Source organism: Enterobacter sp. DC4, from assembly GCF_000568095.1.
GTDB lineage: Bacteria > Pseudomonadota > Gammaproteobacteria > Enterobacterales > Enterobacteriaceae > Enterobacter > Enterobacter pseudoroggenkampii.
The window spans coordinates 232,780-252,454 of the sequence record NZ_AZUB01000005.1; the positions used below are offsets into that span (position 1 = coordinate 232,780).

Annotated in this window: 20 protein-coding genes and 1 riboswitch; of the genes, 6 read left to right on the top strand and 14 right to left on the bottom strand. The window is 58.9% G+C overall.

Going from position 1 to position 19,675, the window contains the following annotated elements; genetic code table 11:
• Positions 1–6 precede the first annotated feature (6 nt).
• The 9 genes from P349_RS08405 to plsY form a co-directional block, all read right to left on the bottom strand.
• Complete coding sequence (locus tag P349_RS08405) at positions 7–681, bottom strand: urease accessory protein UreF (protein ID WP_032650275.1); 675 nt, start codon at positions 679–681, stop codon at positions 7–9.
• A complete protein-coding gene (locus P349_RS08400) occupies positions 681–1,220 on the bottom strand; it encodes a HupE/UreJ family protein (RefSeq protein WP_032650274.1) in 540 nt (179 codons plus the stop codon). Before P349_RS08400 ends, P349_RS08405 begins: the two co-directional genes overlap by 1 nt.
• 9 nt (positions 1,221–1,229) lie before the next feature.
• Positions 1,230–1,694: an urease accessory protein UreE gene (gene ureE, locus P349_RS08395; RefSeq protein WP_032650273.1), complete on the bottom strand. Its 465-nt coding sequence runs from the start codon at positions 1,692–1,694 to the stop codon at positions 1,230–1,232.
• A 9-nt stretch (positions 1,695–1,703) separates the two neighbouring features.
• Positions 1,704–3,407 (bottom strand): urease subunit alpha, encoded by a 1,704-nt coding sequence (gene ureC / locus P349_RS08390; protein WP_032650272.1) that lies wholly within the window; start codon positions 3,405–3,407, stop codon positions 1,704–1,706.
• On the bottom strand, positions 3,400–3,714 hold the full coding sequence (locus tag P349_RS08385; protein ID WP_032650271.1) for an urease subunit beta: 315 nt from the start codon (positions 3,712–3,714) through the stop codon (positions 3,400–3,402). The genes ureC and P349_RS08385 overlap by 8 nt, the downstream gene beginning before the upstream one ends.
• Before the next feature lie 10 nt (positions 3,715–3,724).
• Entirely contained in the window at positions 3,725–4,027 is a 303-nt protein-coding gene (locus tag P349_RS08380; RefSeq protein WP_025758533.1) for an urease subunit gamma, read from the bottom strand.
• A 10-nt stretch (positions 4,028–4,037) separates the two neighbouring features.
• Positions 4,038–4,865 (bottom strand): urease accessory protein UreD, encoded by an 828-nt coding sequence (locus tag P349_RS08375; protein WP_032650270.1) that lies wholly within the window; start codon positions 4,863–4,865, stop codon positions 4,038–4,040.
• 163 nt (positions 4,866–5,028) lie between these two features.
• Entirely contained in the window at positions 5,029–6,495 is a 1,467-nt protein-coding gene (locus tag P349_RS08370) for an MFS transporter (protein WP_032650269.1), read from the bottom strand.
• Between the two features lie 84 nt (positions 6,496–6,579).
• Positions 6,580–7,200, bottom strand: a complete 621-nt coding sequence (plsY, locus tag P349_RS08365) for a glycerol-3-phosphate 1-O-acyltransferase PlsY (RefSeq protein WP_023309216.1) — start codon at positions 7,198–7,200, stop codon at positions 6,580–6,582.
• A 107-nt stretch (positions 7,201–7,307) separates the two neighbouring features.
• On the opposite strand from plsY, the gene folB reads away from it, so the two are divergent.
• Positions 7,308–7,676: a bifunctional dihydroneopterin aldolase/7,8-dihydroneopterin epimerase gene (gene folB, locus P349_RS08360; protein ID WP_032645073.1), complete on the top strand. Its 369-nt coding sequence runs from the start codon at positions 7,308–7,310 to the stop codon at positions 7,674–7,676.
• A 105-nt stretch (positions 7,677–7,781) separates the two neighbouring features.
• A complete protein-coding gene (gene bacA, locus P349_RS08355; RefSeq protein ID WP_032650268.1) occupies positions 7,782–8,603 on the top strand; it encodes an undecaprenyl-diphosphate phosphatase in 822 nt (273 codons plus the stop codon).
• Positions 8,604–8,613: 10 nt separating this feature from the next.
• Here bacA and P349_RS08350 read toward each other — a convergent pair whose 3' ends face one another.
• Positions 8,614–9,855 (bottom strand): multifunctional CCA addition/repair protein, encoded by a 1,242-nt coding sequence (locus tag P349_RS08350; RefSeq protein WP_032650479.1) that lies wholly within the window; start codon positions 9,853–9,855, stop codon positions 8,614–8,616.
• 60 nt (positions 9,856–9,915) lie between these two features.
• Positions 9,916–10,536: a TIGR04211 family SH3 domain-containing protein gene (locus tag P349_RS08345; RefSeq protein WP_024906484.1), complete on the bottom strand. Its 621-nt coding sequence runs from the start codon at positions 10,534–10,536 to the stop codon at positions 9,916–9,918.
• A 229-nt stretch (positions 10,537–10,765) separates the two neighbouring features.
• Between P349_RS08345 and P349_RS08340 the strand changes: the two genes are divergently transcribed.
• Genes P349_RS08340 through hldE form a run of 3 tightly spaced genes read left to right on the top strand, consistent with a single transcriptional unit; the run spans position 10,766 to position 16,415 of the window.
• A complete protein-coding gene (locus P349_RS08340) occupies positions 10,766–12,067 on the top strand; it encodes a CYTH domain-containing protein (RefSeq protein ID WP_024906485.1) in 1,302 nt (433 codons plus the stop codon).
• Between the two features lie 21 nt (positions 12,068–12,088).
• Positions 12,089–14,944 carry a bifunctional [glutamate--ammonia ligase]-adenylyl-L-tyrosine phosphorylase/[glutamate--ammonia-ligase] adenylyltransferase gene (gene glnE, locus P349_RS08335; protein WP_032650267.1) on the top strand — a complete coding sequence of 952 codons (2,856 nt, stop codon included), beginning with the start codon at positions 12,089–12,091 and terminating at the stop codon, positions 14,942–14,944.
• A gap of 40 nt (positions 14,945–14,984) precedes the next feature.
• The gene (gene hldE, locus P349_RS08330) at positions 14,985–16,415 is read left to right on the top strand and encodes a bifunctional D-glycero-beta-D-manno-heptose-7-phosphate kinase/D-glycero-beta-D-manno-heptose 1-phosphate adenylyltransferase HldE (RefSeq protein ID WP_003862540.1); all 1,431 of its coding nucleotides are present in this window, start codon (positions 14,985–14,987) and stop codon (positions 16,413–16,415) included.
• 78 nt (positions 16,416–16,493) lie between these two features.
• Here the strand turns inward: hldE and ubiK are convergent, their stop codons facing one another.
• Complete coding sequence (gene ubiK / locus P349_RS08325; protein ID WP_014071796.1) at positions 16,494–16,790, bottom strand: ubiquinone biosynthesis accessory factor UbiK; 297 nt, start codon at positions 16,788–16,790, stop codon at positions 16,494–16,496.
• A 119-nt stretch (positions 16,791–16,909) separates the two neighbouring features.
• Positions 16,910–17,060, top strand: a riboswitch (FMN riboswitch).
• 106 nt (positions 17,061–17,166) lie between these two features.
• Here ubiK and ribB point away from each other — a divergent pair.
• Complete coding sequence (ribB, locus tag P349_RS08320) at positions 17,167–17,820, top strand: 3,4-dihydroxy-2-butanone-4-phosphate synthase (protein ID WP_010435670.1); 654 nt, start codon at positions 17,167–17,169, stop codon at positions 17,818–17,820.
• Positions 17,821–17,865: 45 nt separating this feature from the next.
• On the opposite strand, the gene P349_RS08315 is transcribed toward ribB, so the two are convergent.
• Together P349_RS08315 and P349_RS08310 are read right to left on the bottom strand one after the other, a co-directional pair.
• Positions 17,866–18,927 (bottom strand): fimbrial protein, encoded by a 1,062-nt coding sequence (locus tag P349_RS08315; RefSeq protein ID WP_032650266.1) that lies wholly within the window; start codon positions 18,925–18,927, stop codon positions 17,866–17,868.
• Positions 18,911–19,672, bottom strand: a complete 762-nt coding sequence (locus P349_RS08310; protein WP_032650265.1) for a fimbrial biogenesis chaperone — start codon at positions 19,670–19,672, stop codon at positions 18,911–18,913. Before P349_RS08310 ends, P349_RS08315 begins: the two co-directional genes overlap by 17 nt.
• Between the last annotated feature and the right edge of the window lie 3 nt (positions 19,673–19,675).

The following is a 19,675-nucleotide window of genomic DNA, read 5'->3' on the forward strand; positions in this document are numbered from 1 at the left end:
GACTCCTCAGGAACGGAATAGTCGTGAATATTGGGTTTCGTGGCGCGCGGAGGCGATGGCGGACAGCGGCGTTGCTGCCCCCAGCGCGTCGTCGCGACGTAAAAATGCCTGTTCAAAACCAGCGGCGTAGTGGTCGCTCAGTTCGATAATCAGCTGCTGTGCGGCCTGCTGCCCAAACGGCACCAGCTTGACGCCTGCCATCACCGCGCTCTCAATCCAGCTGTATCCCAGGCTCAGCGCCAGCTCGCGCACGCTAATGCCCCAGCGTACGCCGAGCCAGGCCATGCCGCAGAGCTGGCTTTGCATAAACAGCGGCAGCCATTCGGGCGGACAGTCAGGTTCCCAGCTCTTAATCAGTCGCGTAAAGGCCGCCCCACGGTTGCGCTCCTCTTCGCGCAGCTCGCGCGTTTCACGGCAGGCGAGAAGGTATGCCGTCCAGCGTTTTGCATTTGTAAGAGAGGATTGCTCACAGGCCTGATAAAGACGGATAAACAGCGGCAGATCGACGCAGAAAAAGCTCTGCTCCATCTGCTGTATTTGCCAGCGTTTAAAGGCCCCGGCGTCCGTGACCCAGCCCGCCTCAACGGCCCACTCCAGCCCCTGGGACCAGGTAAACGACCCGACCGGCAGGCTGCTGCTGGAGAGCTGCATCAGGCGCAGCCTCTGGCGAGCGTGCTCCATCAGCTCATCAGCGCCAGCAGGGCGGAGACAATCAGCCCGCCGCCGAAGGTTTTACGCAGGCCGTCGTGACGGCGCAGCAGCAGCCCTGCGGCAAAGCTGGCGCACAGCACCGCGGCGCTGGCCAGCATAAAGCCGCTGGTGAAGAGCCAGAAGCTATGGCCGGACATCTCCACGCCGTGCGCCCAGCCGTGGAACATCGCCAGGGCAGGCACCGCCAGCAGCAGACGGTTTTCCGTTTTAAACATCATCACGCCGCTGACCGCCAGCGAGGCGATAATCAGCATCTCCATGCCGCTAAAGCCGCCGAGCAGGCTGCCCGCAATGGCGCCGACAAGCATCATCCCGAGGGTGGCAAACGGCAGCAGGAGTTTGCGACCGCTCAGCGCCGAGAGCACGCCTGCACCGGTCAGCATCAGGAGATGATCGAGCCCGGTCAGCGGGTGGAAAAAACCGGCCTGAAAGCTGTCGGCGCCGTGGCCGGGATGCGCGAGCGCGGGAACGGAAAAAGCCAGCAGTAACAGCGGTAAATACTTGCGCATGATGGATCCTTAATGTGAATGAGCGTGAGAATGGCCGTGGCTGTGGGCACCGCTGGTATAAGCGCCCGCTTCCGGTTCAAACGGCAGGCTGGCGTAGCCCACGTCCAGCCCGAACTGGCGCAGCATGTCGTCGAGAACGTGGTCGTGGTGATAGCGCAGCTCGCCGGGCATGATCTGCAGCGGCACGTGGCGGTTGCCCAGGTGGTAGCAGGCGCGGGCGAGCAGGAACGGATCGGCGCAGCGCACCACGGAAACCGACTCCGGGGCGGCGATCACCTCGACAACCTCGCTGCCGTCGTCGGTAGTCAGCAGGTCGCCCCCGCGCAGCAGCAGGCCGCGCGGCAGCATCAGCCCGGCTTCGCGGCCGTCGTTCAGCGATACGCGGGCGCGGCTTTTCACCCGCACGTCAATCGGCAGCGTGACGCTGGCGGTGACGGGGTGCGCATGGTCCAGGCGTTGGGTTAAATAGATCATCATCACTCCTCAAAACAGGAAATAGCGTTGCGCCATCGGCAGAACGTTAGCCGGTTCGCTGGTAATCAGTTCGCCGTCGACGCGCACCTCGTAGGTTTGCGAGTCGACGGTGATATTCGGCTGCAGGCCGTTGTGGATCATGTCCGCCTTTTTCACCGTCCGGCAGCCTTTCACCACCGCGATGGCGCTCTGCAGGTTGAGCTGCTGCGGGATGCCGTTCGCACTGGCCGCCTGCGAGACAAACGTCAGTCGCGTGGCGTGGCGCGCGGCGCCCAGCGATCCAAACATCGGGCGGTAATGCACCGGCTGCGGCGTGGGGATTGAGGCGTTGATGTCCCCCATTGGCGCGCAGGCGATCATCCCGCCCTTGACGATGGTGGCGGGTTTGACGCCAAAGAACGCCGGGGACCAGACGACCAGATCCGCCAGCTTGCCCGCCTCAATCGAACCCACTTCATGGGCGATACCGTGGGTCAACGCCGGGTTAATGGTGTACTTGGCGACATAGCGCTTCACGCGGAAGTTGTCGTTCTCGCCGGTCTCTTCCGGCAGCGCGCCGCGCTGGACCTTCATGCGGTGCGCCACCTGCCAGGTGCGGATAATCACTTCCCCGACGCGGCCCATGGCCTGCGAATCTGACGAGGTGAGCGAGAACGCGCCGATATCGTGCAGCACGTCTTCCGCGGCGATGGTCTCCCGACGAATGCGGGATTCGGCAAACGCCACGTCCTCAGCGATATCCGGATCGAGGTGATGGCAAACCATCAGCATGTCGAGATGCTCGTCGATGGTATTGACCGTGTAGGGCAGCGTCGGATTGGTGGAAGAGGGCAGAATATTCGGGTGCGCGCAGGCGGTGATGATATCCGGCGCGTGGCCACCGCCCGCCCCTTCGGTGTGGAAGGTGTGGATTGTGCGCCCGCCAATGGCGGCCAGCGTATCTTCGACAAACCCGGACTCGTTCAGCGTGTCGCTGTGCAGCGCCACCTGAATGTCCATCTCTTCGGCCACCTCCAGCGAGCAGTTGATCGCCGCAGGCGTCGCGCCCCAGTCTTCGTGGATTTTCAGCCCTATAGCACCCGCGGCAATCTGCTCGCGCAGGGCGTCTGGACTGGAGCCGTTACCTTTGCCGAGCAGGCCGATATTCACCGGCAGCGTATCGGCAGCCTGCAGCATGCGGGCGATATACCACGGCCCCGGCGTGCAGGTGGTGGCGTTGGTGCCCGCCGCGGGTCCGGTGCCGCCGCCGATCATGGTGGTGACGCCGGAGACCAGCGCCTCTTCCGCCTGCTGCGGGCAGATCCAGTGGATGTGGGTGTCGATCCCGCCTGCGGTGACGATCTTTCCTTCGGCGGCAATCACTTCCGTTGCCGCACCAATCGGGATCGTCACACCGGGCTGAATGTCCGGGTTTCCGGCTTTACCGACGGCAAAGATCCGCCCGTTCTTGACGCCGATATCGGCTTTCACGATCCCCCAGTGATCGACGATCAGCGCGTTGGTCAGCACCAGATCCACGCAGCCGTCAGCGGTCATCTGTCCCTGACCCATGCCGTCGCGGATCACCTTCCCACCGCCGAATTTAACCTCTTCGCCGTAGACCGTGAGATCGTCTTCCACTTCGATCCACAGCTCGCTGTCGGCCAGCCGCACTTTATCCCCGGTGGTGGGGCCAAACATATCGGCATAGGCCTGGCGCGAAATCTCAGCCATGTTTCACCTCGCCCATCACCTCGCCGCGAAAGCCGACAATGCGCTGCGCACCTGCGACCTGAACCAGCGTCACTTCCCGCTTCTGGCCGGGCTCGAAGCGCACGGCGGTACCCGCTGGGATGTTCAGCCGGTAGCCTTTGGTGGCTTCCCGATCGAACTTCAGCGCCGGGTTGACCTCGTAAAAGTGGTAGTGCGATCCGACCTGGATCGGCCTGTCGCCGTGGTTTTCGACAATCACGGCTTGGGTTTCGCGCCCGACGTTGATCGCAATCGCGCCGGGCTGGATCTGGTATTCGCCTGGGATCATCACGCGCTCCTTAGACGATCGGGTTATGGACGGTGACGAGCTTGGATCCGTCCGGGAAGGTGGCTTCGACCTGAATATCCGGGATCATCTCCGGGACGCCCTCCATCACCTGGTCGCGCCTCAGGACGTGGCGGCCTGCCTCCATCAGCGCGGCGACGGTTTCGCCATCGCGCGCGCCTTCCATAATGAAGGCGCTGATCAGCGCGACCGATTCCGGGTAGTTGAGCTTTACCCCGCGCGCAAGGCGGCGTTCGGCAACCAGCGCGGCGGTGAACAGCAACAGCTTGTCTTTTTCTCTGGGGGTCAGTTCCATAACGTTTCTCTTATGTCTGCCAGATACGCGGCGAACAGGCGGTTTTGGTGGTGAGAAGCGGGCGAAGCGACTGCCAGACGTCGCGCATCACCCGCTGACAAATCAGGTTATCGTGGGAGAGAAAACGCACCGACAGCAGGCCATCGGTGAGCGTTGCACCTGCATAATTTTCCAGCGGTGCGAGGCGTTCACGCACCGCGTCGAGATGTTCTTCCTGGGCAGGGTAGAACAGCAGCGTGCCGAGCCACGGATGCCCGGCGACGGGCGTGAGATCGCCGTCGCTAAGGTGCTGACGCTCAATCAGGCGCGGCTCGTCATCTACCCACACCTCAAGACGGCTCTCCAGCGTGCCGTGGCTGAAGGTTTCGTTTATCACCGGGCGGCCCAGGCAGTACAGCTCCCATGCCAGCAGCGTGCTGGAGGCCTTCAGGTGGAAAACGGAGCGCAGCGCGGCATTAGCGCCGGGAAAAATAATCGTGTCCTGCGGCAGCCACTCCAGGGTGGAATCTTCCTCGAGATAAAAATGCTGATTCAGGCGAGCCTGTGGGCCGCTGCTGCGATAGAACTTGCTGGCGCCGGGCATGGTGATAAGCGCATGGCTTTTGGCGTCCAGACGCACGGTGATATCCAGCGTATCGCCGCCCACAACCCCGCCTGGCGGGTGCAGCAGATAAAGGTGGCAGGTTTCCCCTTCGGGATAAAATGGACGCTGAACGGTAAGCGGCCCGACGTGGTGGGCGGAGTGCAGGAGGGTTTTCTCAGGGGTGTGACAAAACTGCAGGGCAAGCGATGCCTGCCAGCCTTTGTACGAATTATCAGTGACCTGAGCTGCTAACATGCTGCATCCATTTCCACACCATCGGGATACGTTTCAGTATGCCCTGGCGGAAATGAAGCCTGTCATATGAGTCGCTTATGGATAGTCTGTAATGTAGGCCGGGTAAGCGCAGCGCCACCCGGCAAGAAAGGCGATGACATTATTAATAACGGGGTTTGCGGGACTACCGGTAATCCTCTGCATCCACATCATACCCGGACGGCTCCCAGCGGATTGCCAGCAGCGAGGCCAGGCCGATAAACGGCGCCAGGGCAATTACCCAGAACACAGCGGTATCCAGCGAGGCGACCAGCAGCGGGAACAGGAACAGCGACAGCGTCGAGCTGCTGCGCATCAGCGTCTGGTTGAGACCCACACCCACGCCGCGCAGCGAGGTCGGGTAGCTCAGCGAGGCAAACGTCATGGTATGTGCGCCCGGGCCGAAACCCTGGCCGAACAGGAAGAGCGCCAGCATCGCCACGGCAAGCACGCCTTCGGTGGCGCCTTCCGGACGACCAATCAACCCCAGGCCCAGCAGCGCGACCAGCTGGCAGGCGTAACCCGCCAGCGACATCCGCCAGGCGCCGAAGCGCGGCACGTAGCGTACCGCCAGCAGTCCGCCAACGAAGGCAAACAGCAGGTTAAGCGCCAGAGAAATGAGAATGGTGGTGAGCATCGACTGGACAAAGAAGCTGGAGATGATCACCGGCAGGCCAAACGCCACCGCGTTATAGGCGAACGAGGAGACGACGGATAGCAGCGTGGCGAGCGTCGTGCGGCGTAAGTAGATGCCGCGGAACAGGTTCAGATAGTTTGACCATTTCGCTTTATTCACGACAGGTGCGGGCTGGCTGAGCGCGTCCTGCGGCACGTGGGCATTGATGTTATACGACTGGCGTAAAATGGACGCCGCCTCTTTCAGGTTGCCCTGATTCGCCGCCCAGACCGGCGATTCGCTCATGTAGCGGCTGCGTATGGCGATAATCACCAGCGCGGGCACCGCGCCAAAGCCGAGAATCAAACGCCACAGCCAGTCGCTGTGGCTTTCCGGCAGCACGGCGTAGAAGAAAAGCACCAGCAGGTAGGAGATGCTGATGGCGGCATACCAGGTGGGGCACCACATCGCGACGCTGGAGGCCTTATTGCCGGGCCCTTTCAGCCTGGCGAACTCGCTTAAAAACGCCATCGCCACGGGAAGGTCGATCCCGACCCCCAGCCCCATCACAAAGCGGGCGCCCGCGAGCACATATTCGTTCGGGGCCAGTGCACAGGCGATGGCGGCCACCACGAAGAACACCATATCAGCCATAAAAACGCGGTAGCGCCCGATTTTATCCGTGAGGTAACCGCCAAGCAGCGCCCCGACAATGGCGCCAAAGGTAATCGCCGAGGCCACCATACCGGTACCGGCGGGCGTCAGGTTAAATTCGCGGGTGATGTCTTTAATGCCGAATGCCAGTGCGCCCAGATCGTAGGCATCTAGGAAAATGCCGCCCAGCGCGATACCGACTACGATACGGGCGTTTGCCCGGCCCTGAGAACCGTCATTAACGAGGCGTGATACATCCGATGCGCTGCGCACCCACTGGATGTCGCCATCAGGGGGAATACCTGCCGTTGAAAGGGGAGTAGATTCTGTGATTTCAGCCATTTTCTTCTTATGCGGTTGTGTTGTGTCCCTAACAGTTACCACAGGCAGAAGGTGACCAAAATCACATTTGGCTATAAGGCATAACTAACCCTTCGGAGCGTCTTTTTTCTTCCTCTTGAGCTTCGTCCAGATTTTGGTCTCCTGACGACGCCACAGGCGCTGGATATTGTCGTGATGACGCAGCAGGATAAGACAGGAGAGCATCGACACCGGGAAGGTGAACTGGGGTTTGAACCACCAGACGTAGAACGGGGCGATCAGCGCGCTGACGATAGCGCCCAGCGACGAATAGCCGCTCAGAAGAATGGTCAGAAGCCAGGTCCCGGCCATGACGCCGGTTAAGTCCCAGCCAATGGGGGCAATGGCACCAAAGGCGGTCGCCACACCTTTGCCGCCTTTAAAGCCGAAGAATACGGGCCAGATGTGGCCGACGCAGGCAGCAATAGCAATGAGCCCCAGCCAGAACGGCGTGACGCCCAGCGCATACGCGCCCCAGACGGGTAGCATCCCTTTCAGAACATCAAAAATCAAAACCGCTACGGCTGCTCCCTTGCCGCCAATTCGTAGTACGTTGGTCGCCCCCGGATTCCCGGAACCATTTTCACGCGGGTCAGGTAACCCGGCAATGCGGCAGACCAGAATGGCGCTGGAGATTGAGCCGCAAAGATAGGCGAGGAGGATCATTCCAGGCGCGATTGCACTCATAACGCTGTTCCGTTTTGAAAATGTATCTGTATTCTCAGCATCTGTGGATAATACGCATAATTCGCCGGAAGTGGTATCCGGTTTAGCCAAAAAGCAGGCAGGTCGTGATGGATATTGTATTTATAGAGCAACTTTCGGTAATCACCACTATTGGTGTTTACGACTGGGAACAGACCATCGAGCAGAAACTGGTGTTCGATATCGAAATGGGCTGGGATAACCGCAAATCGGCAAAAAGCGATGACGTGAACGACTGTCTGAGCTATGCCGACATCAGTGAAACGGTCATCAACCATGTGGAAGGGCAACGTTTTGCGCTGGTCGAACGGGTGGCTGAAGAAGTCGCAGAATTGCTGCTGAAAAAATTTAACTCACCGTGGGTGCGCATCAAGCTGAGCAAGCCGGGCGCGGTGGCGCGCGCCGCCAACGTTGGCGTCATCATTGAGCGTGGCACAAATCTGAAAGGCAAGAATTAACGTCATAATTGCTAAACCAATTTAGGTTATACCGGTCTCAGGACTGTATCTTATCGGTTGTCCGTATGGGACACCGTTTTTTTATATCTTTTTAGGGGTTTATAGATGAGCGATATGCACTCGCTGCTGGTGGCGGCAATACTGGGTGTGGTCGAAGGATTGACGGAGTTTTTGCCGGTGTCCAGTACGGGCCATATGATTATCGTTGGCCATCTGCTGGGCTTTGAAGGCGATACCGCCAAAACGTTCGAAGTGGTGATCCAACTGGGGTCTATTCTGGCGGTGGCGGTGATGTTCTGGCGCCGTCTGTTTGGTCTGATCGGTATCCATTTTGGCCGTCCGCCGCAGCACGAAGGAATGAGTAAAGGTCGCCTGTCGCTGATCCATATTCTGCTCGGGATGATCCCTGCGGTGGTGCTGGGCCTGGTTTTCCACGACGCCATCAAATCGCTGTTTAACCCAATTAACGTGATGTACGCGCTGGTGGTGGGGGGCTTCCTGCTGATCGCCGCGGAAGTGCTGAAGCCAAAAACGCCGCGCGCGGAAGGTCTGGACGATATGACGTATCGTCAGGCGTTTATCATTGGTTGCTTCCAGTGTCTGGCGCTGTGGCCGGGCTTCTCGCGTTCAGGCGCTACCATCTCCGGCGGGATGCTGATGGGCGTAAGCCGTTACGCCGCGTCAGAGTTCTCGTTCCTGCTGGCGGTGCCGATGATGATGGGCGCCACCGTACTCGACGTCTATAAGAGCTATCACTTCCTGACGGCTGGCGACATTCCGATGTTCGCCGTTGGCTTCATCACCGCGTTTATCGTGGCGCTGATTGCCATCAAAACCTTCCTGCAGTTGATTAAGCGTATCTCGTTTATTCCGTTCGCGATCTATCGCTTTATCGTCGCGGCTGCGGTGTACGTGGTCTTCTTCTGACCGATGGCCCTCAGTCTTTTGGCTGAGGGCAATGCTTTTCTTTCCAGTCAGACACCGCCTGAATTCGCCGTTTCGTGAGTTCTTCGCGAATTTCCGGTCCTTTGAATCCCGCCTCGACAACGTCCTTCGTGGGCACCGCTTTCGCCACCTCCCAGGCTTTACGCAGTAAACGTCCCTGCGGGTAGTCGCACGCTTCAAACCCGGTACGCCCGCGCACGTCAGCTTCGCTGGTCAGCGCGATTTGCTCTACGCGCTGGGGTTTGCGCCAGGCGTCGATATTATCGAAAAGCTTAACGATGGTGGCCGGTTTCAGGATGGGGAAGGTATGGATCAGATCGTGGAATTCGGCCACCAGTTTCGCCAGATCGCGGATCTCGTTCGGCACGCGCAGACGCTGGCACAGCCCCTCGACCAGCTTCACCCCTGCCGGACCGTGTCCGTGGTGGCGAGGCCAGAATTCCTTTGGCGTTAAGCCTTTGCCGAGATCGTGGCACAGGGTGGAAAAGCGCACGTCCACGTCAGGGCTGAGCATGGCCGCCATGCTCAGGGTCATCAGGGTGTGTACGCCGGTATCAATTTCCGGGTGCCATTTTGCCGGGGCAGGTACGCCAAACAGCGCGTCTATTTCCGGGAACAGCACCTTCAGCGCGCCGCAGTCGCGCAGGACCTGGAAAAAGACCTGCGGGTTACGCGTGGTGAGCGCATTTTCCGTCTCTTTCCAGACGCGCTCTGGCGTCAGGTGTTCAAGCTCGCCCGCCTCGGTCATGGCGGTCATCAGCGCCATTGTCTCATCGGCAATACGGAAACTGAGATGGGCGTAACGCGCGGCAAAGCGCGCCACGCGCAGCACGCGGAGCGGATCTTCAGAAAACGCCGGGGAGACGTGACGTAAAAGACGGTTGCGCAGATCGTCCTGACCGCCATAGGCGTCAACGATCTGCCCGTGCTCGTCCTGCGCCAGCGCGTTGATGGTGAGATCGCGGCGCAGGAGATCTTGCTCCAGCGTCACGTCCGGCGCGGCATAGCAGGTGAAGCCCGTATAGCCCGAGCCCGATTTCCGCTCGGTACGCGCCAGAGCATACTCTTCACGGCTTTTCGGGTGCAGGAACACGGGAAAATCGCGGCCTACCTGCTGGTAGCCCGCGTCGAGCATCTCTTCAGGGGTGGCGCCAACCACCACCCAGTCTTTATCTTTGACCGGCAGACCTAACAACGCATCACGTACCGCACCACCGACCAGATAACTCTTCACGCCCAACTCTCCCGTTTTCTCTTTTCCAGAATGATACGTAAGTCTGGCAGAGAAGACGAATTAGTTCATCCAGCGGTCTTTACGCTTACGGCTTGGGATCAGATGCGGCAGGACCAGACCCAGTACCAGACCCACGCCCAGCACGCCACCGCCATACATAAACCACTGCATGATTATGGTGCGCTGTTTGTCGTCGAGCTGCAGGTTGGCGGCATTCACTTTCTTCTGCGCGACAATCAGCTCGTTTTTCAGTTTCTGGTTCTCTTCTTTCAGGCCGTTAATCACACCGTCGCTTTGCGCCACTTTCTGCTGCATTTCAGCGGTGCGCTGGTTCCAGGTGCCGTCGATGTTGTTCAGCTTGTCGGTCAGGGTCTTCACCTGGTTTTCCAGATCCGGCACGCGCGTGCGCAGGCTTGGCACGGTGCTCAGCTCTTTCAGCGGGATCCAGGAAGTACGACCGGTACTGTCGCGAACCTGACCGTAGTTGGTGTCCGCATTGGTTTGTAACAGGGTGACTTCCTCGCCGGCATTTACCGTGCCCACGAGGCGATAATTATCTCCGGGGCCACTGCGTACCCAGGTGTTCAGTTCGTCAGAAACGTAACGCTTTTCTTCAGCGTGCACGGCGGTTGCGGCGCTAAAAGCGAGTAAAGTAAGTCCAATCAGGCGTAATTTAAGCATCATTAGTCGTTATTTTCATAAATAGTGGAACGATAGTAGTGGCAACAGTGTCTCTACGCAAAGCATTCGTCAGCAATCAGAATCATCTGTGTCACGACTCTACACATTTACGCCCGACAAATTGCTCATTGCATGGCAATTTGGCGCAAAATACTATGTACTGACAAACAAATGGCGAGGAAGTTCGCCCTCATTGACGCGTCTGTGACGCACGCAAAAGTACAAGGCTATGGCACAAGAAATCGAATTAAAGTTTATCGTCGAAAAAGACAGCGTTGACGCACTCCGCCAGCATCTGCATACGCTTTCCGGCGAACACCATGCACCGGTACAACTGCTTAATATCTATTACGAAACGCCAGACAACTGGCTGCGCCGCCACGATATGGGGCTGCGTATCCGCGGCGCGGGCGGGCGCTACGAGATGACGATGAAAATTGCCGGCCGCGTGGTCGGCGGCTTACATCAGCGCCCGGAATACAATATCGACATCAGCAAGCCAGAACTTGAGCTGGAACGTTTTCCGGCGGAAGTCTGGCCGGAAGGCGAGCTGCCTTCCACGCTGGCGGAACAGGTGCAGCCGCTGTTCAGCACCGATTTCTGGCGCGAAAAATGGCTGGTGACGGAAGGTAAAAGCCGCATCGAAATTGCCCTCGATCTGGGGGATGTGAAGGCGGGTGAGTTCCAGGAACCGATTTGCGAACTGGAGCTTGAGCTGCTGGAAGGGGACGCCAATGACGTGCTGAAGCTGGCGCGCAGGCTGGTAAACCAGTCCGGATTACGTCAGGGAAGCCTGAGTAAAGCCGCGCGAGGTTACCATCTAGCCGCCGGAAATGCGCCGCGCGTGCTGAAAGAGACGACCATTTTGCACGTTGCGCCGAAAGCCAGCGTTGAACAGGGTCTGGAAGCCGCGCTGGAGCTGGCGCTTTCTCAGTGGCAATACCATGAAGAGCTGTGGGTGCGGAATGTGAAAAACGCCAAATCCCACGTGCTGGCGGCGATTGCTCTGGTGCGCCATACCCTTGCGCTGTTCGGCGGTATTGTTCCTCGCAAAGCGAGCGCTCACTTACGTGACCTGCTGACGCAGACCGAAACGCTGATGCTCTCCGATGTCTCGGCGCAAACGGCGATCTACAGCCCGCAAACCGCCACGGCAAAACTGGCGCTGACCGAGTTTCTGGTGACGCGCGGCTGGCGCGCCTTCCTGGATGCGAAAGCAGAGGCCAAAATCGCGGAAAACTTTAAGCGTTTTGCGGATATTCATCTTTCCCGTCATGCCGCTGAACTGAAGAGCACCTTTGCCTATCCGCTCGGCGATAAGTATGGCGATCAGCTTCCCCGTCTGTCGCGCAACATCGACAGCATGCTGCTCCTTTCCGGTGCCTACGACGGGCCACAGGCGCAGGCGTGGCTGGAAAACTGGCAGGGGCTGAAGCATGCCATCGAAACCCGCCAGCATATTGAGATTGAGCATTTCCGTAACGAGGCCATTTCGCAGGAGCCGTTCTGGCTGCACAGCGGAAAACGTTAACTCTGGCAAGGAACCCCTAGAATGCCGCTTTCTTCACCGTTACAGCAGCAGTGGCAGACCGTTTGCGAACGTCTGCCTGAGTCATTACCGGCGTCATCGTTAAGCGAGCAGGCGAAAAGCGTACTCGCCTTCAGTGATTTTGTGCAGGAAAGCATCACCGTCTACCCGGACTGGCTGGTGGAGCTTGAGAACGCGCCGCCGCAGGCGGACGAGTGGCGGCATTACGCCGGCTGGCTGCAGGCCGCACTCGAAGACGTAGCGGATGAGACGACGCTGATGCGCGTCCTGCGTCAGTTTCGCCGTCGGGTGATGGTGCGCATTGCCTGGGCTCAGGCGCTGGAGCTGGTGAGCGAAGAGAGTACGCTGCAGCAGCTAAGCGAGCTGGCGCAAACGCTGATTGTCGCCGCGCGCGACTGGCTCTACGTCGCCTGCTGTAAAGAGTGGGGCACGCCGTGCAGCGAGGAAGGGGTTCCTCAGCCGCTGTTGATTCTGGGGATGGGCAAGCTGGGCGGCTGCGAGCTGAACTTCTCCTCCGATATCGACCTGATTTTTGCCTGGCCCGAGAACGGCTCCACGCGCGGCGGCCGTCGCGAGCTGGACAACGCCCAGTTCTTTACCCGTCTCGGTCAGCGTCTGATTAAGGCGCTGGATCAGCCCACGCAGGACGGTTTTGTTTACCGTGTGGACATGCGCCTGCGTCCGTTTGGCGACAGCGGCCCGCTGGTGCTGAGCTTTGCCGCGCTGGAAGATTATTACCAGGAGCAGGGGCGCGACTGGGAGCGTTATGCGATGGTTAAAGCGCGGATCATGGGCGACAGCGACGACGCCTACGCCAACGAGCTGCGCGCCATGCTGCGCCCGTTCGTGTTCCGTCGCTATATCGACTTCAGCGTCATCCAGTCCCTGCGCAATATGAAAGGGATGATCGCCCGTGAGGTTCGCCGTCGTGGGCTGAAGGACAACATCAAGCTCGGCGCGGGCGGCATTCGCGAAATCGAATTTATCGTCCAGGTCTTCCAGTTGATTCGCGGCGGCCGTGAGCCGTCCCTGCAGTCCCGCTCTCTGCTGCCGACGCTGAGCGCCATCGAGCAGCTGCACCTGCTGCCGGACGGCGACGCGCAAACCTTGCGCGAGGCCTATCTGTTCCTGCGTCGTCTGGAAAACCTGCTGCAAAGCATCAACGACGAACAGACTCAGACCCTGCCGGGGGATGACCTTAATCGAGCGCGTCTGGCCTGGGGGATGCGGGTGGACGACTGGTCAACGCTGACCGAACGGCTCGATGCCCATATGGCAGGCGTGCGCCGCATCTTTAACGAACTGATCGGTGATGACGAAAGCGAATCGCAGGACGATGCGCTCTCCGAGCACTGGCGCGAACTGTGGCAGGATGCGCTCCAGGAAGATGACACCACGCCGGTGCTGACGCACTTAACCGACGACGCGCGCCATCGCGTGGTGGCGCTGATCGCCGATTTCCGTCTCGAACTGAATAAACGCGCCATCGGCCCGCGCGGCCGTCAGGTGCTGGATCACCTGATGCCGCACCTGCTGAGCGAGGTCTGCTCGCGGGCGGATGCGCCGGTGCCGCTGTCGCGCATGATGCCGTTGCTGAGTGGGATCATCACGCGTACCACCTATCTGGAGCTTCTGAGCGAGTTTCCGGGGGCGCTGAAGCATCTGATTACGCTCTGCGCCGCCTCGCCGATGGTGGCCAACAAGCTGGCGCGCTATCCGCTGCTGCTGGATGAACTGCTCGACCCGAACACCCTGTATCAACCCACGGCGACGGATGCCTACCGGGACGAGCTGCGTCAGTATCTGCTGCGCGTGCCGGAAGAGGACGAAGAGCAGCAGCTGGAGGCGCTGCGCCAGTTTAAGCAGGCCCAGATGCTGCGCGTGGCGGCGGCGGACATCGCCGGAACGCTGCCGGTGATGAAAGTGAGCGATCACTTAACCTGGCTGGCAGAGGCGATCATCGACGCGGTAGTGCAGCAGGCGTGGGTGCAGATGGTGGCCCGCTACGGCCAGCCGAAGCACCTTGCTGACCGTGAGGGGCGAGGGTTTGCCGTGGTCGGTTACGGCAAGCTCGGCGGCTGGGAGCTGGGATACAGCTCCGATCTGGATTTAATCTTCCTGCACGACTGCCCGGTTGACGTGATGACCGACGGCGAGCGTGAGATTGACGGGCGTCAGTTCTATCTGCGTCTGGCGCAGCGCATCATGCATCTCTTCAGCACCCGCACCTCGTCGGGCATTTTGTATGAAGTCGATGCGCGCCTGCGTCCGTCCGGCGCGGCGGGCATGCTGGTGACCTCAACGGAATCCTTCGCCGATTACCAGAAGAATGAAGCCTGGACGTGGGAGCATCAGGCGCTGGTGCGCGCTCGCGTGGTGTATGGCGATCCGCAGCTCAAAACGCAGTTCGATGCCATTCGTAAGGACGTCATGACCACCCCGCGCGAGGGCAGTACGCTGCAGACGGAAGTGCGCGAGATGCGCGAGAAAATGCGCGCGCATCTGGGTAATAAACATCGCGATCGCTTTGATATCAAAGCCGACGAGGGCGGGATCACCGATATTGAGTTCATTACCCAGTATCTGGTGCTGCTCCACGCCCACGACAAGCCGAAGCTGACCCGCTGGTCGGATAACGTGCGCATTCTTGAACTGCTGGCGCAAAACGACATCATGGACGAACAGGAGGCGCAGGCCTTAACCCGCGCCTACACCACGCTGCGCGACGAGCTTCATCACCTGGCGCTGCAGGAGGAACCGGGGCACGTGGCGCTGGACTGTTTCACTGCTGAACGCGCTCAGGTAACGGCCAGCTGGCAGAAGTGGCTGGTGGAACCGTGCGTAACAAATCAAGTGTGATATTATCGCGCGCAAATTGTGAATCTTTCTGGAGTCAGGAATGAAAGTAACACTGCCAGAGTTTGAACGTGCTGGGGTAATGGTTGTTGGGGATGTGATGCTGGATCGCTACTGGTATGGACCGACCAGCCGCATCTCTCCGGAAGCACCGGTACCGGTGGTAAAGGTCGACACCATTGAAGAGCGTCCCGGCGGCGCGGCAAACGTGGCGATGAACATTGCCTCTCTGGGCGCGCACTCGCGTCTGGTGGGCTTGACCGGCATCGACGATGCGGCGCGCGCGCTGAGTAAGTCGCTGGCGGACGTGAACGTGAAGTGCGACTTCGTTTCGGTTCCGACCCACCCGACCATCACCAAGCTGCGCGTGCTGTCTCGCAACCAGCAGCTGATCCGCCTCGACTTTGAAGAAGGGTTCGAAGGCGTTGATCCCGAGCCGCTGCACGAGCGCATTAACCAGGCGCTGGGCAATATCGGCGCGCTGGTGCTGTCCGACTACGCGAAAGGCGCGCTGGCGAGCGTGCAGACGATGATCCAGCTGGCGCGTAAAGCCAGCGTGCCGGTGCTGATCGACCCGAAAGGCACCGACTTTGAGCGCTATCGCGGCGCGACGCTGCTGACGCCAAACCTCTCCGAGTTTGAGGCTGTGGCGGGCAAGTGCAAAACCGAGGAAGAGCTGGTTGAGCGCGGCATGAAGATCATTGCTGACTTTGAGCTGTCCGCGCTGCTGGTGACCCGCTCCGAGCAGGGGATGACGCTGCTGCAGCCGGGCAAGGCGCCGCTGCATATGCCAACCCAGGCGCAGGAAGTGTACGACGTGACCGGTGCCGGTGATACGGTGATCGGCGTGCTGGCGGCGACGCTGGCCGCAGGAAACTCCCTGGAAGAGGCGTGCTACTTCGCTAACGCCGCGGCGGGTGTGGTCGTCGGTAAACTCGGTACCTCAACCGTTTCCCCAATCGAGCTGGAAAACGCGGTGCGCGGCCGTGCGGACACCGGTTTTGGCGTCATGACCGAAGACGAGCTTAAAGTGGCCGTCGCCGCCGCGCGCAAGCGCGGTGAGAAAGTGGTGATGACCAACGGTGTGTTTGACATCCTGCACGCGGGCCACGTCTCCTATCTGGCGAATGCGCGCAAGCTGGGCGATCGCCTGATTGTGGCGGTCAACAGCGATGCGTCGACGAAACGCCTGAAGGGTGAAACGCGTCCGGTGAACCCGCTTGAGCAGCGGATGATCGTGCTCGGCGCGCTGGAAGCCGTGGACTGGGTGGTGTCGTTTGAAGAAGACACACCGCAGCGTCTGATTGCCGGTATTCTGCCGGATCTGCTGGTAAAAGGCGGGGATTACAAGCCGGAGCAAATCGCGGGCAGCGAAGAGGTCTGGGCCAATGGCGGTGAAGTGATGGTGCTCAACTTTGAGGACGGGTGTTCCACCACCAACATCATCAAGAAGATCCAGAAAGACAGTCAGTAAAAAAACGGGCCAGCTGGCCCGTTTATTTTTCACCCTCTCCCTGTGGGAGAGGGCTGGGGTGAGGGCATCAGGCCGCACTTACTCCTGGTCATCCACCGGTGGAATGGCCGGTGCTGGCTTCACTTCTTCCGGCGCATTGCGGTTTTCCAGCTCGGTCAGACGCTGTTCCAGCAGCGCCAGCTTCTCGCGGGTGCGCAGCAGAACCTGGGTCTGCACGTCAAATTCTTCACGGCTGACTAAATCAAGGCGAACCAACTGCGCCTGCAGCGTCTGGCGGATTTTCTTCTCAACGTCATCACCAAATTCACGAATGCCTTTTGGCATGGATTCATGAACCTGACGCGCAATTTGCTCAATTTTCTTTGGGTCAATCATTGTCGTTTCCCTTGATGGAAAGGTGTCAGTGTCCATTGTAGCGCGTCATGCCCGGGGTAAACAAAATTGTTTGATGCTTATGCATTGCCCAGGATAATCAATAGCGTTATAGTTATCTCGCTTATTCTCAGGGCGGGGCGAAATTCCCCACCGGCGGTAAATCAGCGTGACGCTGAAAGCCCGCGAGCGCTTTGGGTGAAAACTCAAAGGTCAGCAGATCCGGTGTAATTCCGGGGCCGACGGTTAGAGTCCGGATGGGAGAGAGTAACGATCCAGTCGGGCATGGGCCCGCTCACGTTATCTTTTTGCCGCTTATACGGCGCTCCTAAGACTGCCCTGATTCTGGTAACCATAATGTTAATGAGGTTTTTTTACCATGAATCAGACGCTACTTTCCTCTTTTGGCACTTCAACTCAACGTGTTGAACATGCACTGGATGCACTGCGCGAAGGCCGCGGTGTGATGGTGCTTGACGATGAAAACCGTGAAAACGAAGGCGACATGATTTTCGCCGCCGAAAACATGACCGTTGAACAGATGGCGCTGACCATCCGTCACGGCAGCGGCATCGTATGCCTGTGTATTACCGAAGATCGTCGTAAGCAGCTCGAGCTGCCGATGATGGTCGAAAACAACACCAGCGCCTTTGGGACCGGATTTACCGTGACGATTGAAGCGGCGCATGGCGTGACCACCGGTGTGTCTGCGGCTGACCGCCTGACCACCGTACGTGCCGCCATTGCTGACGGTGCGAAGCCATCCGATCTGCATCGTCCAGGCCACGTCTTCCCACTGCGCGCGCAGGCGGGCGGCGTGTTGACCCGCGGCGGTCACACCGAAGCGACCATCGACCTGGTGACGCTGGCGGGCTTCAAACCTGCGGGCGTGCTGTGTGAACTGACCAACGATGACGGCACCATGGCGCGCGCGCCGGAGTGCATCACCTTTGCGCGTCTGCACAACATGCCGGTGGTCACGATTGAAGATCTGGTGGAGTATCGCCAGGCGCACGAGCGCAAAGCCAGCTGAAATTGCTGATATGAAAAAAGCCGGGGAAACCCGGCTTTTTTGTATTCAGTGATAGTTGATCTTAAACAGCACCACCGTTTCGAATGGCCCGGACTGAATCGCTTTCCCTGGGACCGGTGAGAGCTCCGCGGTGTAGTTCTGTTCGTACTGCAATGTACTGCCGGTAAAATCAGCATACTCCTCGTAATGGTTGAACGTGTAAGGTTCTGTTCCATTAAGTATGCGCAGCTGCAAGCCATTCCCGATGAGCAGTGCGGTGTCATCTTGATCAAGTGATTCAGTCGTATAGAACGACGAGTCCATTTTGAAGCCATCTGAACACTGCGCATCCTGCACCTTCGTTGTCTTCACCGAAAAGGTTCGTTTACGCGTCTGTTGATTCACAATATCGCGAGCGCTAAAGGTACCGAAATCGATCTCCTGATTCTCCGGGAAAATGCTGAACGTCGCCCCACAGTCCAGAACGGTAATATTTTGCAGACCGTTAATGTGGTACTTGAGGTTCTTCGCATCCGCCATCTGGTTAACACCGCCTTTTCCGTCAAACTGGACGACAATGTAATCACTCAGAGAACTTACGTAACCGTGCGGCGGTACGGCTTTGATTTTTACATACAAGCGCAGGCGCGCGATAAAGGTACGTGACGTGTGAATATCATCCGGATTACCGGAACAGATGCGGTTTTCCCACCCCATATCCCGAATCTGCTGCGGGGTGTAGATAGTGATGCTGTTATTATCCAGACATTGACGGGTATCGATCCCGTTAGGCTGGCCAGTCGCATCGTAATCCACCCCCTCATAAGTAACACCGAGCTCGTAGTAGGGGTCGGTTGCGGCGGGATAAGGGTTGACCCAGGCGTAAACATCCTCTGGTTCAAAGCTACTCACGACGTTGTGGTCGCAGGTTACAGGAATTTTAATGTCATCCGACTCCCAAATTTTCTCACCCACCTGCGCATTGCTGGGGATGGCAAACGGCGAGATGGTTTTGGTTTCTTCAACGGGACCGCCGGAGCCACCCAGGTAGCAATCGAGCGCCAGCGCCTCTTTTAGCGGCAGCATTAAAAGCAGCGACATAAACAGTGCGTTAACGAGCTTTTGCATCTTTTTCGATCTTCCGTTCGGTGAGCTTGCACGGAGCTGTTCCTGCACACTGTGCGTCGATTTTTTTCAGAGCCCCGTAATCGTCGATGTAACCGATGCTGTAATAATTGCCGTGGTAATCACCGGTAGACGTCGTTGCCGTTGCGAAAGGCGCGATCATCAGGCTGTCGAAGCCCGGCAGCATGGTCTTTGCATTCTTGCTGAGCCACGCGAGGGTGATGTAATACGGCGTGGGGTTATGCACGGTCAGCCCTTTCGCAGTGGCTGATATTTCCATCCGCATTTCCGACTGCTCGCCGGGCTTTTTGGTAATGCCTTTAGGACGCCAGAACAGTTTGATGCGGCTCTGCATCGCGACCTGCATAACGCTGTGTTCCTCGCTGGCGCTGCTGCTTTTTGGCGGCACTTCGCGCAGGTTGAAGTAGAACAGGGATTCTCTGTCTTTCGGCAACTGGCCGGTGGACGCTTGCTTAACGATCCTGACCTGCGACGCGGTGCCCGCTTCGATGCGCTGAATCGGAGGAAGCGCCATGAAGTGCGTGTCTTCTTTGCGACCCTTTTCATCTTCAATCCAGGAGAGCGCCAGATAAGGCAACGCCTTACTCTGATTTTCAACCTTCAGGCTGCTGGCTTTGTCGCTTTCCGGGAAGACAATGCGCGTGCGGTCCAGGTTAACGGCTGCATGGGTGGCGAATGCTGTGCCGGCCAGCATCAGACACAGGCTTTTAAGTGGGGTTAATTTCATCAT